16 protein-coding genes and 1 pseudogene are annotated in these 15645 nt (G+C 35.7%); 16 read left to right on the forward strand and 1 reads right to left on the reverse strand.

Features of this window, described 5'->3' with window-relative positions; all coding sequences use genetic code 11:
• The 14 genes and pseudogenes from DW114_RS21375 to mnmG all read left to right on the forward strand — a co-directional run.
• The coding region (locus DW114_RS21375; RefSeq protein ID WP_158554341.1) for a hypothetical protein at nucleotides 1–225 on the forward strand (225 nt) is incomplete at its 5' end.
• Between the two features lie 24 nt (nucleotides 226–249).
• On the forward strand, nucleotides 250–660 hold the full coding sequence (locus DW114_RS18890; RefSeq protein WP_117455600.1) for a hypothetical protein: 411 nt from the start codon (nucleotides 250–252) through the stop codon (nucleotides 658–660).
• 3 nt (nucleotides 661–663) lie between these two features.
• Nucleotides 664–1080, forward strand: coding sequence for a hypothetical protein (locus DW114_RS18895; protein WP_117455602.1), 417 nt, complete (start codon nucleotides 664–666; stop codon nucleotides 1078–1080).
• A 2-nt stretch (nucleotides 1081–1082) separates the two neighbouring features.
• Complete coding sequence (locus DW114_RS18900; protein WP_117455604.1) at nucleotides 1083–2081, forward strand: GH25 family lysozyme; 999 nt, start codon at nucleotides 1083–1085, stop codon at nucleotides 2079–2081.
• Nucleotides 2082–2424: 343 nt separating this feature from the next.
• On the forward strand, nucleotides 2425–2601 hold the full coding sequence (locus DW114_RS21380) for a hypothetical protein (RefSeq protein ID WP_158552354.1): 177 nt from the start codon (nucleotides 2425–2427) through the stop codon (nucleotides 2599–2601).
• A 61-nt stretch (nucleotides 2602–2662) separates the two neighbouring features.
• Nucleotides 2663–2971 (forward strand): annotated as a pseudogene (locus DW114_RS18905) (hypothetical protein); the annotation flags it as partial.
• 111 nt (nucleotides 2972–3082) lie between these two features.
• On the forward strand, nucleotides 3083–4939 hold the full coding sequence (locus tag DW114_RS18910) for a SpoIIE family protein phosphatase (protein WP_117455606.1): 1857 nt from the start codon (nucleotides 3083–3085) through the stop codon (nucleotides 4937–4939).
• A gap of 45 nt (nucleotides 4940–4984) precedes the next feature.
• A complete protein-coding gene (gene tilS, locus DW114_RS18915) occupies nucleotides 4985–6205 on the forward strand; it encodes a tRNA lysidine(34) synthetase TilS (protein WP_117455608.1) in 1221 nt (406 codons plus the stop codon).
• A 27-nt stretch (nucleotides 6206–6232) separates the two neighbouring features.
• Nucleotides 6233–6772: a hypoxanthine phosphoribosyltransferase gene (gene hpt / locus DW114_RS18920; RefSeq protein WP_117455610.1), complete on the forward strand. Its 540-nt coding sequence runs from the start codon at nucleotides 6233–6235 to the stop codon at nucleotides 6770–6772.
• Between the two features lie 18 nt (nucleotides 6773–6790).
• A complete protein-coding gene (gene ftsH / locus DW114_RS18925; protein ID WP_117455612.1) occupies nucleotides 6791–8836 on the forward strand; it encodes an ATP-dependent zinc metalloprotease FtsH in 2046 nt (681 codons plus the stop codon).
• A 127-nt stretch (nucleotides 8837–8963) separates the two neighbouring features.
• Entirely contained in the window at nucleotides 8964–9728 is a 765-nt protein-coding gene (locus DW114_RS18930) for a helix-turn-helix domain-containing protein (RefSeq protein WP_117455614.1), read from the forward strand.
• Between the two features lie 55 nt (nucleotides 9729–9783).
• Nucleotides 9784–11136, forward strand: coding sequence for an MATE family efflux transporter (locus DW114_RS18935; protein WP_117455616.1), 1353 nt, complete (start codon nucleotides 9784–9786; stop codon nucleotides 11134–11136).
• A gap of 142 nt (nucleotides 11137–11278) precedes the next feature.
• The gene (locus DW114_RS18940; protein WP_117455618.1) at nucleotides 11279–11614 is read left to right on the forward strand and encodes a hypothetical protein; all 336 of its coding nucleotides are present in this window, start codon (nucleotides 11279–11281) and stop codon (nucleotides 11612–11614) included.
• A 15-nt stretch (nucleotides 11615–11629) separates the two neighbouring features.
• Complete coding sequence (gene mnmG, locus DW114_RS18945) at nucleotides 11630–13486, forward strand: tRNA uridine-5-carboxymethylaminomethyl(34) synthesis enzyme MnmG (RefSeq protein ID WP_117455620.1); 1857 nt, start codon at nucleotides 11630–11632, stop codon at nucleotides 13484–13486.
• 16 nt (nucleotides 13487–13502) lie between these two features.
• On the opposite strand, the gene DW114_RS18950 is transcribed toward mnmG, so the two are convergent.
• On the reverse strand, nucleotides 13503–14153 hold the full coding sequence (locus DW114_RS18950; protein ID WP_117455622.1) for an HAD family hydrolase: 651 nt from the start codon (nucleotides 14151–14153) through the stop codon (nucleotides 13503–13505).
• A 144-nt stretch (nucleotides 14154–14297) separates the two neighbouring features.
• Here DW114_RS18950 and DW114_RS18955 point away from each other — a divergent pair, with 144 nt between their 5' ends.
• Together DW114_RS18955 and DW114_RS18960 are read left to right on the forward strand one after the other, a co-directional pair.
• The gene (locus tag DW114_RS18955; protein ID WP_117455624.1) at nucleotides 14298–14777 is read left to right on the forward strand and encodes an RNA polymerase sigma factor; all 480 of its coding nucleotides are present in this window, start codon (nucleotides 14298–14300) and stop codon (nucleotides 14775–14777) included.
• Nucleotides 14761–15642 carry a zf-HC2 domain-containing protein gene (locus DW114_RS18960; RefSeq protein WP_117455640.1) on the forward strand — a complete coding sequence of 294 codons (882 nt, stop codon included), beginning with the start codon at nucleotides 14761–14763 and terminating at the stop codon, nucleotides 15640–15642. The genes DW114_RS18955 and DW114_RS18960 overlap by 17 nt, the downstream gene beginning before the upstream one ends.
• The last annotated feature ends 3 nt before the right edge of the window (nucleotides 15643–15645 follow it).

Below are 15645 nucleotides of genomic sequence, written 5' to 3' on the forward strand. Positions count from 1 at the left end.
CACATGATACAAAAGACTATTAAAGCTGTAGATACACAAGGAGCAATGCTAAATACAATGTTATCAAAAATGTCAAAGATAGATACTTTGGCAAGCGAGTTTGATGTTAAATTATATCAAATGAAGAACGAGCATAAAATCGAAATGCAAAACATGAAAAATGAGTATGATGCTAAATTAAACGTGTTGCAAAACAGAATAAAACAATTAGAGAGCCAAATGTAGGCTCTCTTTTATGGAGGAAAAAGAATGGAAACTTTATTAAAACTATTACTAACAGATATGCAAATGATTTTAGTATGCTATGCTATTTTATTATTAGCTTGTGCATCAAATGTGGTATTAAGTTTGTACCATAACATTAACATCGCAGGTGAGCAATTTGATGGCAAACGCTTGTGGCTTGGACTTAAAAAAGCTATTGTACTTGTGATTGGTACTTTGCTAATGGTTATTGCTGTGGATGTGGCCACGACACTATTAACACAATATGTGCCAAACATTAATGACCAGGTACATGATCTAATTACCGTTGCAATGATTTGTGCTACGATTGGAGTAGCTGCTTGGAGATATATTAAGGATGCATATAATACATTTATCAATATCCTTAACGGTAAACCTAACGAGGTTGCAGACGCATTAGATCACAAGGAGTAGCCAATGGATGAGTGGATTAAACAACTGGCCATGTTATTAGCAGGGTCAATCGTAATACAGATCACACCCATTAAGATTAATCCTTGGACATGGTTATTTAAATGGATAGGCGAGCAGTTAAATGGCGACTTAAAAAAAGAAGTCATATCAATTGGAAAAACCGTTGACCAAAACGAGATTGATAGAATAAGGTACGAGATAATGGATTTCGCTAACTCCTGTAGAAATCACAGGCAGCACACAAAAGAAGAATATCATCATATTGTAGATATCAATACAAAATACCATAGGCTAATTAAAAAGCATGGAATCGAGAATGGCGTACTAGACACAGAATACGCCTATATAGAAAGAACATATCAAAGGTGTTTGGAAAAGGGCGTCTTTGATCAATTTGAAAACGAAAGTGAGGAAAAATAAAAATGACAACAAAATTATTTGGAGTAGATATTAGTGAGCATAATGGCAATGTAGATTTTGAAAGAATGAAAGCATCAGGTGTAAAGTATGTAATGTTAAGAACTAGCTGGGGGCATTTTGCGGAAGATAAGTTAATCAGAAGAAACGTACAGAAATGTAAAGAAGCTGGTTTACCATATGGATTTTATCACTATAGCTATGCAGCTACTGATAACGATGCAAAAACGGAAGCTACAAAGTTTTTGGCATTGTGTAACGAATTAGGCGGTTATACATACCCATTAAATCTGGATATGGAAGATGCCGATGGTTGGAAAGCACGTAATGGTGTTGATGATGCTCAAAACTTGCGTACAATCAAAATCTTTAAGGACGTAATCGAGGGCGCAGGAAAGTATTTAACATTATATATGTCAAAGTCTTGGTTTGACCGATTACGTGCAAAGGACAAGTCATTGATTGATAGTATTGACCCTTGGTTAGCACACTGGGGTATTGATAAACCTAGTATGGATTGTGGTATGTGGCAATACTCTAGCGATGGAGTGGTACCAGGATCAAGTGCACGTACTGACGTAAACTGGTGTTATAAAGATTATCCAACAGTTTTAGCTAACATGCATAAGCCAGCACCTACACCAGTTAAAAAGCGCCACGAGGATCCTAATGCAAGATTATATGTTGGGGATACTGTATGCGTAAATATCACTTGTACAGCCGACTATTTGGATATCCCAAACAACACAGTATGTTGTAAAAAATTAATCGGTGGTGAGCCATCAAAATCTTATCATTGGATTGACTCTTATCCTTGCACTGAGGTTAAAGGCAAAAATACAAAAAGAGTAGACCAAGTATTGCACGTAGGTGAGAGCTTTGTAGTATCAGGTGATTATAAAGTATTAGCATTAGATATGCCAACAGACTCTTGTAAGCTCAAGATTGGACGATTTAATGCATGGGTTAAATCAGCATATCTGAGTAAAGTAACATACAAATAATAAAAATCCCCTTTCCTTATATATTAAAGGATTGGGGATTTTTTTTGTTTACAAGATTTGAGGCGCGAATCATATCTTGTAATTTTAAATGCTCATAACACTCATATTAATTGCCTTTACATATCAAGCGTATAACAGGATTTTGCAAATGCAAGAAAACTGCACGAAATTTAACATTTTAGGGATGTGGCGTATACATAAAAAACATATGGAAATAATTACCAGTGTAATGGTGTACATAGCTATGATAATATCTTAAAGCGATAATTTTATCGCTAATGCCTGTATGTATTATTAAATACTCATATTAGTTGTCTAATCTTGACTTGGAGGGATAGACAGCATGAACATCATAAAAATTACAAGATTAAACAAATGTATTAGCATTGAGGAATTGGCAGAATGTGCGAAACTGCCAATCTGTATATATTGTTACTATGAGGATCAATGCATTTTTACGATTGATCAATACAAAGCAATATGTAAAAAGTTAGAAATAAGTTTTGATGCTCACCTGTAATACATTACAGGCATTAAATATACTAATAAATATTGCATTTATAATGTTGCAATTATATACATATAGGAATGAGATCGGATATCAACATTTTGGTTTGATTGTGACCATGTTTCACAATAAGGCATTTGTGGTGCCAATGAGTGGAAATAAAGCTACATATCATCAGGCATATGGAAAAGAAAATCCTAATGGGAAAAAACATTTGATGCGATTAGGTAAGATCAAAGGTATGAATAAAGAGTCTGTTTTATTTATCAATGATGCCAAATGGATCAATACCGCAAGAATCATTGATATCAAAGCACATCTGGATAAAAATAGTGAATTATTTAAAGATATTAAAGAGCGTGTGAAAGATTGTCTGGATTAATTCCTAGAACCATAAAGTATCAGCAGAAAGAAAAAAACATGCGGTGACAGACAAATTACGACAGAAACAACACTTTCTTTCTTTTAGAATGTTTGAGAAAGAGGTGATTTTGTGGAAAAGGCAGTCTTGGGTAAGGAAAAAAGCAGATACCAGATTCATGCACAGGATATCTGTTGTGCGATCATTTCCATCTTACTTGGAAGTATTGGCTCACCATTTGCCTATATGTTAGTATTTATCTATTGTGCCATGTCGTATATGCGTAATACCAGAGAAAGCACAATTGTCGTATTCTTTGTTTTATTAATGTCACTCACAAGAGGGGTTTTTGACACATATCTTTATGCACTGGGGTTTACATGTTTCTTCATTATTGTACATATGATTCAATTATTAGAACGAAATCTTTATGAAGCGATTGCGTTGATTGTGACAGCAATCATCATTCCTTATAGTATTCAGCAGTTTGGTTTTGTGAAAGAAGTAGTGATCATGCCGCTTTGTACCTATGTTTTTATGAAACAGTTATGTAAAGAATACAGCTGGATACAGAATCGTTATGTACTACCAGAATGTATTGTCGCATTGATTTTATTTGGGACATATCTGTTATGTACACAGTTGTTGCAAAGTTATTGTGCAATAGTCGGATGGGTGATTTTTACATTAATTGGTGTGGTGGCCCAGCCTTTGACTTTATTGACTTTGTTTATTCTGGCATATCTTTGTATAGGTGTACCATGGGTCATGATGGTGATTCCTTTATTAATCAGTATTTTTCAAAAAGATAAAAAATCAGCTGCTGTATTAATTCTTGCACTTGGTATCTATACCGTAAAAGATATTGCTTCTACCAGTTATTTTCTGTTTTGTCTGGCTTTGCTTGCGATAAAAAAAGAAAAGTTGAAAGGTCTGTGCCTACAAGAAGAAACACCTGTGATCAACCGGTTTCAGGATCAGGGTTTATTAAAACGCCAAATGTTGAATTATGCCAGTATCTTTCAATCATTAGCCAGTTATTATGCGAAAATGAGCAGTGAAGAAAGCGAACTGTTAAAAACGATGGCGGAAGCCTTGCGATATAATGCAGATGTGATATCGAAAGCAGATAGTCATTATAAAGACCAACAAAGAATTGTGACAGCACTGGAAGGCTATCAATATATCGTGGATGATTTTCTGATGGAAGAGCCGAAAGCAGGTTATCTTAGAATCGTCATGGATATTTCCAATATCAAACGAGGAGAAATTAAAACAACATTAAAACCGTTAATGGAAGCTTTATTACACAGGAATCTGGAAATGGATGAAATACATAATCGAAGATTTTTGAATGGTTTCCATATTTGTATGAGTGATGCGATACCTTTTCATATTGATGCTTTAGCGGATAGCGTAAAAAATGCTTTTACAGGGAATGGGGACAGTTTCTCCGTATTTCGTTTTCGTCAAAGTATGGTATGTATGATATCTGATGGAATGGGAAATGGAGAACGAGCAGCTCAAAGTTCCCAATTGATTACCAGTATATTCCAACGCATGATGATCAGCGGTATAACCCAGGATGCCGCAATCAAATGCATAAACAAACTTATTCAAAGTGATACTTTTGCGACGCTCGATGTTTTATGCTTCAATTATGCCCTTGGTGTTGCCTATATATCAAAATCAGCAGCTTGTCCTACCTATCTGTTGAGAAACCACAAAATCTATGAAATTAATGGAAATGCATTGCCTGTTGGGATTGTGTCTATCATGCAGCCGGATTGTTTTTCCATTGAGTTAGAAGATGGAGATGAATTTATCATGATGAGTGATGGCATAGAAACACATGAATTTTATGAATGGATGAGAGAACGCAAGGCAGATACCCTGCGGGAAGATGTGGAAATCTTCTCTGATATCTTAAAGAAAAGCCAAAGAAAAGATGATTCTACCTTTATCATTGCAAATATTACCAAATCTTAAGAAAGACAGGTTGCAATAACCTGTCTTGTTTTGTATAATACGGCTATGAAATTAGAAAAGATCGATAAAACAAAAACTTATGTTATAGGTGTCAGCGGTGGTCCTGATTCTATGGCATTATTAGATATGTGTAGAAGAGAGGGGATTTCTCTTGTGATTGCACATATGAATTATCAAATACGGGAATCAGCGTATCGTGATATGAAAATCGTGGAAGACTATGCACAGGCATATGATATTCCTTGTGTTATTCGTATGCAGGAAAAAGAATGTATTGGTAATTTTGAAGCATTTGCCAGAGAACAACGGTATCATTTTTACGCTGAACTGTTAGAAAAATACCATGGGGAAGCAGTGCTGTTAGCACATCATTTGGATGATCATCTGGAAACTTATCTGATGCAGAAACAACGCCATAGTGAAGGAAAGGTGTGGGGTATTCAAGCGTGTACGATCATCAAAGGCTGTCGTATCCTTCGTCCATTATTATCTATGAGTAAACAAGATGTGATGGACTATTGCCATCGTTATCAGGTACCTTATGGAATTGATGAAACGAATTTAAGTGATGATTATACAAGAAACCGTATCCGTCATCAAATTATTGAAAAGATGAGTTATCAGGAAAAACAGGAGTTGAATGAACAAATCCTTCAGGAGAATATAAAGAAACAGGAAACTAATCGCAAGTGGGAACGGTTTATATCTAATTGGCAATATACAGTACAAGAGCTATCTGAATTGTCAAAAGAAGATATCCAAAGCTTCTTGCATTATCTCTTATATGACAAGATGCATATCGCTATTAATCACCATGAAATCAGACAGCTGATTCAGTTAATTCAATCAGGCAGAGATGGATGGTCAAGAGAACTTGCAAATCAATATGAAATTTATCAGGAATATGGTAAGCTTTGTATAGAACTGAAGGATGAGGTTGCTTATGCTTATACCTATGATCATGTTCAATTTGAGAAAACACCTTATTTTTGTATCAGTCAAACAGGCAGTAGTGTAGAGGCACTTACATTAACGAAGGATGATTTTCCTATCACGATCCGCAATGCGAAAAAAGGCGATCAGATTCAGTTGCGCTTTGGCACAAAAAAGCTGAATCGCTGGTTTATTGACCGTAAAATTCCCAAAAAAGAACGTAAAGTATGGCCAGTGGTTGTGAATAAGGATGGAAATGTGATTTTAGTGCCAAAAATAGGCTGTGATATTGCACATTTTTCTAACAATCCGACGCTATTTGTGTTAAAATAGATTGTAGCTGTATTAGGAGGATTACTCATGCGAGATGTGATTGACAGAATTTTAGTATCAGAAGAAGAAATTGTAAAACGCAGTAGTGAATTAGGTAAACAAATTAGTGATGATTACCGAAAAACAAATGAAACACCATTGGTGGTTGCTTTGTTGAAGGGAAGTGTTCCTTTTTTGGCAGAGCTCATCAAACATATAGATTTGGACATCCAATTTGACTTCATGGATGTATCCAGTTATCAGGGAACAGAATCTATCGGAGATATTCGTATTGATAAGGATTTAGACTGCTCAGTGAAAGGCTTGTCTATTTTATTGGTAGAAGATATCGTAGATACTGGTAGAACATTAAAAGAAGTAACCAAGTTATTGATGAATAAAGGTGCAAAAGATGTTAAAGTTGTATCTTTATTAGATAAACCTGATCGTCGTGTGGTAGAGATTGAGGCAGATTATGTTGGTTTTGAAATACCAAATGAATTTGTCGTTGGTTTTGGTCTGGATTATGACCAGAAGTATCGTAATCTACCTTATATTGGTGTGTTAAAACCTGAAGTTTATAAATAAAAAAAGGAGGACATGCGTATGAACAATAAGAAGGTCATAAGTCTTTGGCCCTACTTACTTATTCTTGCGATATTGGCAGTCCTTGTATCCTATGGAACCGGAAACAACACAACAACGTTTAATTACAACGAATTCATGAATAAAGCGGAAAAGCTTGATTTTGATAAAGTTGAAATGTCTATGGGATCTACTGTCATTGATGTAAGTGGTACGTACAAACAAGGCAAAGAAAGCAAAAGTTTCAAAGTCAGTGTACCTAACACAGAAACAAATGTGAAATGGTTGACAGAAACATTAAGCAAAAACAAAGACACTGTTTTAACAACAAGAGATCCAAATCAGGAAAGCTTCCTGATGAAGTTCTTTATCAATGTATTCCCTTATCTGCTGTTAGCAGGTATTGCCATTTTCTTCTTTACGAAGATGAATAGTGGCGGCAGCAACAAAGCTTTTGAATTTAGTAAGTCAAAAGCCAGAATTGAAGGAAATATCAAGGTTCGTTTTAAAGATGTAGCGGGCTGTGATGAAGAAAAAGAAGAAGTAAAAGAAATTATTGATTATCTGAAAGATCCTAAGAAGTTTACTGATATGGGAGCACGTATCCCAAAAGGTATGCTGATGGTAGGTCCTCCAGGTACTGGTAAGACATTATTAGCAAAAGCAGTAGCTGGTGAGGCGAATGTTCCATTCTTCTCTATCAGTGGTAGTGATTTCGTAGAAATGTTTGTTGGTACTGGTGCAAGCCGTGTGCGTGATATGTTTAAGAAAGCACAGCAGACAGCTCCATGTATCGTATTTATTGATGAAATTGATGCCGTCGGTAGACAGCGTGGTGCTGGCATGGGTGGTGGAAACGATGAACGTGAACAGACCCTGAACCAGTTGTTAGTAGAAATGGATGGTATGGGTGAAAATAAAGGTATCGTGATTATCGCCGCAACAAACCGTCCGGATGTATTAGACCCTGCATTACTTCGTAGTGGTCGATTTGACCGTCAGATTACAGTAAATCTGCCTGATAAAAAGGGCCGATATGAAATTTTGAAGGTACATGCAAGAAATAAAAAGCTTGCGCCAGACTGTTCTTTAGAATCTCTGGCAAAACGTACTCCAGGCTTCTCTGGTGCTGATTTGGAAAACGTATTAAACGAAGGTGCAATTTTAGCTGTTCGTGATAAACGTAAGATGATTACAATGGAGGATCTGGATGAAGCAATTGACCGTGTTATGATGGGACCTGCGAAGAAATCCAGAAAATACACAGATAAAGAAAAACGTCTGGTTGCGTTCCATGAAGCAGGACATGCTGTCATTGGAATTAAACTGGAAGATGCAGATATGGTAGAAAAGGTAACAATTATTCCTCGTGGAGAAGCAGGCGGATATAACCTGATGACACCAAGAGAAGAAAAAATGATGCCGACAAAGGCTGATTTCATGGCACAGATAACTGGATTAATGGGTGGTCGTGTTGCGGAAGAAGTTGTCTTTGATGAAATTTCTGCTGGTGCCAGCAATGATATTCAAAAAGCTACAAAAATTGCGAAGGCAATGGTTAGAAGCTGGGGTATGTCTAGTCTTGGACCTATTCAATATGATGATGGTACAGGCAATGTATTCTTAGGTAGAGATTATGGATCTGGAAGCAACTATTCTGGTGAAATTGCTTACGAAATCGATAAAGAAATCCGTAAGATCATCAATGAATGTTATGAACGTGCAAAACAGATCATTACAGAACACATTGATTTATTGACTCTGATTGCGGATACATTGATTGAAGAAGAAACCATCACTAGTGAACAGATTAATAACCTTGTGAAATATGGTACCATTACTTCCCCTGAAGATGCTTTGAAGAAGCAGGCAATGGCAAATGATGTGGAACAGCAGATTCAGGCAGATAATGAAGCTGCACAGGAAGTATTACATGATGATATTCAGCATTATGATGATACACCATCTTCACAGGATGAAGAAAAGAAAAAGCAGGAAAAAGTCAGCTTTGAAGAAGCCATGAAGGAACTTACAAAAAGCGATGACTATGATGAAACAAAGGAATAGGATATACACAAACGTATATCCTTTTTTTGTATAATAAAGAGTAATTCTACCACTGGTTGCGTAATTGTATATGGGTGTATCTCGTATTATAGTGGTGATAATGATACAATGTCTAAGAGGTGATAGAATGGAATTTAAAGATCAACTGTATAAGTACAGAAAAGAAAAGGGATATTCCCAGGAAGAGTTAGCAATGTTATGTCATGTCAGCAGGCAGGCAATTAGTAAATGGGAAAATGGAACCGCAAATCCAGATATGGAGAATTTAAAAACATTGAGTAAAGCATTATCTGTCAATATAGATACATTATTGGGAAATGAAATAGAACCACAAAAAGAAATTACAAAAGAAATACATTATATATATGGATGGCAGAAAGAATATCGTTCTTCTATCCATATTGCCGGAATTCCTCTTGTACATATCAATGTGGGAAAAGGACCAAGACATGATGGTAAATTTCATTGTGCAAAGGGGATTATCGCAATCGGCAATGAGGCAATCGGTGTTGTCGCAATTGGTGCACTCAGTGCAGGAATATTATCCTTTGGGGCAATTAGTGTCGGTTTGATTACTGCTGGTGCTTTGGCGCTTGGTGCTTTTGTATTAGGTGCAGTTGCGATTGGATATATCGCGATCGGTGCCCTTGCGATTGGTGTATATGCTTATGGTGCATTATCGATAGGATTTATTTTGGCGATTGGAGATCATGCATATGGAGAATATGCAATCGGAAATCAGGCTTTTGGCAACCATATGATACAGCTTCAAAAAAATAATGGGGAAATGTGCATGTTAACAAAAGATGCATCGAAAATTATAGAGCTTTTAAAAGCAGCGGATGCACCAAAAATGTTTCAGTTTTTGATACAGATGATGAGAAGATGTTAATTGCATCTTCTTTTTCAATGTGATAAAATGAGGCACTAGACAGGCAGGTGATCAAATGAAGGATATGACTAAAGGAAATCCAATGAAGCTGATTTTAGCTTTTGCGATACCGGTATTATTAGGAAATGTATTTCAACAGTTTTATACGATGGCTGATACCATGATGGTAGGCAGGATTCTTGGTGTGAATGCTCTTGCGGCAATGGGTGCCAGTACATCGCTTGCGAATTTGATTATTGGCTTTGCAAGTGGAATCGCTATGGGATCTAGTATTATGATTGCCCAATACTATGGCGCAAAAGATGAAGAAGGCATGCGACATGCATGCGCTGGCTGTGTACGTTTCTGTATACTTTCCACAATTGTCATGACGATTGTGGCATTACTAATCAAACGTCCAAGTTTAAAGCTACTACAGACACCAGACAGTATTATTGATATGGCAGATGGCTATCTGTTCATACTATATGGAGGCTTATGTATTACCATGTTATACAACATGTTTGCGAGCATGCTGCGGGCAATTGGAGATAGTAAGACGCCATTATACTTTTTGATTATCGCCAGTATCAGCAATGTGATCTTAGATTATCTGTTTATCGCAATTTTTTCATGGGGGATTGCCGGTGCAGGTATTGCGACTGTGATTGCACAGATGCTCTCCGTTGTTTTATGCTTTCTATATATAAAAAGAAGATATCCAATATTTATCATAAAGAAAAAAGATTTCCATGTGGAAAAAGCAATTTACCATCGTCAAATCAGTATGGGGATTTCTATGGGGTTAATGAATTCTATTGTATCACTTGGAACAGTGATTTTACAAAGTGCTGTAAATTCTCTTGGCGAAAGTGTGATTGCGGCTCAGACAGCCGCGAGAAAGATTGTAGAGATGTTTATGCAGCCATTGATCAGTATTGCGATTGCGGATACTACCTTTGTATCACAAAATTTAGGCGCTGCACAATATCAGCGCATACGTGAAGGGATGAAGAAAAGTATTGTCATCGCATTGATTTGGGTAATTATCGTAATCTTGATATCGTATACCTGTATTGATGTGCTGATCACACTTTTGGTAGACGCAAGCCAAAAAGAGGTCATTTCTTTATCAGCTTTTTATACAAGAGTGATGTCTTTGTTTTATTTTGTACTAGCGATTCTATTTATCTATCGTAATGGCTTGCAGGGACTTGGCAATGGCAAAATACCAATTGTATCCAGTACGATTGAAATGATCACAAAAACAGCCGCAACATTTTTGCTTATACCTTATACGGGTTATTTGGGGGTTGCATTAGCGGAACCCATTGCATGGTGTTTCATGGCACCAGTGTTATGTATCTTTTTCTATAAGGATATCAGAAAGCGAGAACAGATTTTGTCGGAAAATAGCAAACAAAGTTAAGAATATAAAAAATTATAGGAAAAGAAAGTGTTATCACTAAAAAGATAAAAAAATTCTATTATTTCACAAAAAAGTAGTCTATAATATAGAACGATAGGAATATTTTTAAGGCAGGATTCCTTAAAAGAAAGAAGGTCGTTATATGAAAAACAGTTATTCACGTTTATGTCTAAAAGAACGCTGGACTATGTTTACAATCTTTTTAATAGCTGGAATCCTATGCGCAGCTGCAGCAATATATGCTTTTATAAAACATTATATGACATATACTGTCACAGGTAGTGTTCTTGCGATTGTTTCTTTATTGATTAGTGGATATATTTTTCAATTAAATATGAGAAGGAAAGAGATAAAAAAAGAATACAGCTATGAATTTGATCGTGAGTTATTTGCGAAAGAAAGAACATGTCCCAAATGTGGTGCAAGTATTGGTTCCAATGTCTGTTACTGCCCTAGATGTGGAACAAAATTTCATTAGAATGGAGGAATGAATATGGTAGATGTTATCGTAATCGGTGGAGGTCATGCAGGTGTAGAGGCGGCGCTTGCTTGTGCCCGTACAAATAAAAAAACTATTTTATATTCCATGCATATTGATATGATTGCATCTATGCCATGTAATCCCAGTGTTGGCGGACCTGCAAAAGGAATCGTAGTACGTGAAATTGATGCACTTGGCGGTGAAATGGGAAAAGCTGCAGATGCGACAGCTTTGCAATTCAAGATGCTAAACACCACAAAAGGTCCGGGGGTACAAAGTTTGCGTGTACAATCAGATAAAATCGCTTATAAAAAATATATGCAGGAGGTTTGTCTACATCAGGAAAACCTAGAAGTGCGAGAAATGTGTGTGGAAAAAGTCCTTGCGGAGAATGGGAAAATCACAGGTGTTCTTCAACAGGATGGTCAAATCATACCATGTAAGGCATTGATTATGACAACAGGAACTTTTATGAGCTCTACGGTTTTGGTAGGGCATACTTCTACATCAAGTGGTCCAGATAATGAGCCAACAACCAATCAATTAAGCCAGAGCTTGCGTGATCTGGGTATTACAACATTTCGTTTAAAGACCGGTACACCTGCTCGTGTATATACGGATTCTATTGATTTTTCTAAAACAGAGGTACAGCCAGGCACGGATGATTTTATCTGTTTTTCACAAGAAACCACCCATATTCGTCCATTCAAAGATCAGGTCGTATGTTACCTGACGTATACAACTTCAAAAACACATGAAATCATACGTAATAATTTAAATAAATCTGCGATGTATTCAGGGTTGGTCAAGGGCGTTGGCCCTCGATATTGTCCAAGTATTGAAGATAAACTTGTACGTTTTGCGGATAAAGAACGTCATCAAATTTTCTTAGAACCAGAAAGTGAAAGTCTGGATACAACATATATTCAGGGATTTTCTACATCTATGCCACATGATATTCAGGATCAGATGTTACATAGTCTGCCAGGTCTGGAAAACTGCAGAATAAAAAAATACGCTTATGCGATTGAATACGATGCAATAGATCCTTTACAATGTAAGCCATCATTAGAAAATAAAATTATTGAGAACCTTTATACAGCAGGACAAATTAATGGAACAAGCGGTTATGAAGAAGCAGCTGCTCAGGGTTTGATGGCAGGTATCAATGCTAGCCTGAAACTGGATGGTAAAGAGCCACTGATTTTACATCGTGACGAAGCATATATCGGAGTAATGATTGATGATCTTGTGACCAAAGGAACAAAAGAACCATATCGATTATTAACCTCACGCGCAGAATATCGTTTATTATTACGTCACGATAATGCTGATTTACGTTTAAGTGAATATGGACACAATGTTGGCTTAATCAAAGAAGAACGTTATCAAAAGTTTATGGATAAGAAAAAACATATTAAAGAAGCAATGGCTTATTTAGATACGGTACGTTTTACACCAAAATCAGAAATCAATGATTATCTTATTTCTTTAGGCTATGAACCATTACATAATGGAATCAGTGCCAATGAGCTCTTGAAACGTCCAAAGGTTACAATGAAAGCACTTTTGCCATATCTTGATCATAAAATTGAAGATACCGTTGCAAAACAGGTAGAAATTGAAATAAAATATGAAGGATATATTAATAAAGCAAAACGTGATGCAGCGCATTTACGTGCGATGGATGAAAGAAAACTTCCAGAGAATATTAACTATGAAGATATTGAAAACCTCTCTTTAGAAGCTCGTCAGAAGCTGAGTAAGGTACAGCCTATGACAATGGGACAGGCATCCAGAATATCTGGTGTTAATCCGGCAGATATTGCCGTGCTTGCCGTATATCTTGAACAAATGAATCGAAAATAAAAATCTGTAGTTTAGTCTACAGATTTTTTAAATAGTTAATTACATCATCTAAGCTTGAAAATATCGCTGTAGTTTTCACTTGATAAATATGTTCCGGATACTTCATATCAGGAATACAAATGACATCCAAACCACCACGATATGCCGCTTCAATACCAGCTTCACTATCTTCCAATACGATAGCATCTTTTATGGATACACCAGCTTTTTCACATGCCTTTAAAAAGATTTCAGGATCAGGCTTGCCATGTGTGACCTCATCTCCACAGATACTATCATCTATATAAGGAAGAATATCTGCGTTTTTTAGAATTTCATCTACACGCTGACGGGAACTGCTGGTTGCCACAATCGTTTTGATTTGATGTTGTTTCAACCAAAGAAGCAGCACATCAAGACCTTTCTTTTTAGGTACCTGCTGCTTTAATCGTTCATCTATCCAGATATGCACATCATCCCAGACTTCCTGCATAGGAAAACCGTTTCCATAATGATCAAGAAATACCTGGCATATTCCTTGTTTATTCTTGCCAAGACATTGTTTGTATAAGTCTTCTGTAAAGTCGTGGTATCCTAATAAATCAAGTTTTCTTTTATATTCTTCATATGTTACACGTTCACTATCAATCATCAATCCATCCATATCGAAAATTACTGCTTCCTTCATTTCATCACCTTTTTCTTATGTAAATATTATAGCGAAATATGTAGTAATATGCTATGCTTTCAATTGTGAAAATAGTTTAAAATAAAATAGAAAAATTGTAACGAAACAATGTAATTCATCATGTATTATATGAAGGAGGTAGTCATGGAAGAACATAAGAAAAAAGAATATGAAGATATCTATAAAAATTATGCCGGCATCGTTTATGGCTATCTTCTGAAAAAATGTTATCAAGAAGATTTAGCAGAAGAGCTAACACAGGAAACATTCTTAATTGCGCTAAAGAAATTAGATACTTATGATCATACTTGTAAAGTCAGTACATGGTTATGTGGAATTGCTAATAACCTTTTAAAAGTAGAGTTTAGAAAAAAGAAAACTGTGGAGTTAGATGAAAATCATAAAGTAGAAAACCATATGAACTGGGATAGTGTAGAAGTTTTAAAACTTGTACATGGATTAACAGATCCTTATCGTGAAGTGATTTACTTGCGATTGGCAGCTAATTTATCTTTTGCACAGATTGGGGAAATATTGGGGAAAAGTGAAAATTGGGCAAGGGTTACTTTCTATCGTGGAAAAACAAAGATCAAGGAGGGTATGCAAGATGAAGATACCATGTAGTATTGTGAGAGAACTGTTACCAAACTATATTGATGATTGCATGGAAGATGATGCAAAAATGCTTGTGGAAGAACATTTAAAAGAATGTGATGCCTGCAGGGCTTTATATGAAAATATGAAAAAGCCTTTACAGGACGAACATAAAGATAAAGAATTAGATTATCTAAAGAAAGTGAAAAAACAGAATTCTTTGAAAATCATTATCGCAATATTGATTACAATTTGTATATTTATGACAGGAATATTAACAAAAATCTGGTTAATTGGAAGCTATACGAATGAAGTAGAAGATACAATCATGAAAGTTACAAATACAGAAGTGGAAATTGGGCTTACGGGTACAAATCGTAATTTCGCAATTATTGGTTATACGTTAGATGATCGATGGAAATTTTATCAAGAGATATTATATCAGGAGGTAATGCCATCAATCTTTCATTCTTATGGTGTATCCAATATTAAGATCCCTTTAAAAGATATTGAACATTATTTAAAGGTTGGAGATCAAGTAATCACAAAAGATGGCAAGATCTATAATGCAATGTCAGCACTTCTCATAGAAAAAAGAATCCCATATGTGGGAGATGTGTCCGGTGTCTACGAATTATTAAAATTGGCAGATATAAAAGTAGAAACATTTAGTTTAAAAACAGATCAAGAGCCTTATGCAATCAATTTAATATATCAAAAACCATTATCCAGATTAGAGAAGGAGAAAATTGAAAATAACGCAAAAGGCGTACTTGCCAGTATAGATAATTGTAATATTATAAATTTATATGTTGGTGATGAATTAATTTCACATATCGTATATAAAGAAAAAATTAAAGATATAGATCAAATGCAAAAGCTGTTGCTGGAATAATTA

It is taken from the genome of Absiella sp. AM09-50, from assembly GCF_003433845.1.
Classification (GTDB): Bacteria; Bacillota_I; Bacilli_A; order Erysipelotrichales; family Erysipelotrichaceae; genus Hoskinsella; species Hoskinsella hominis.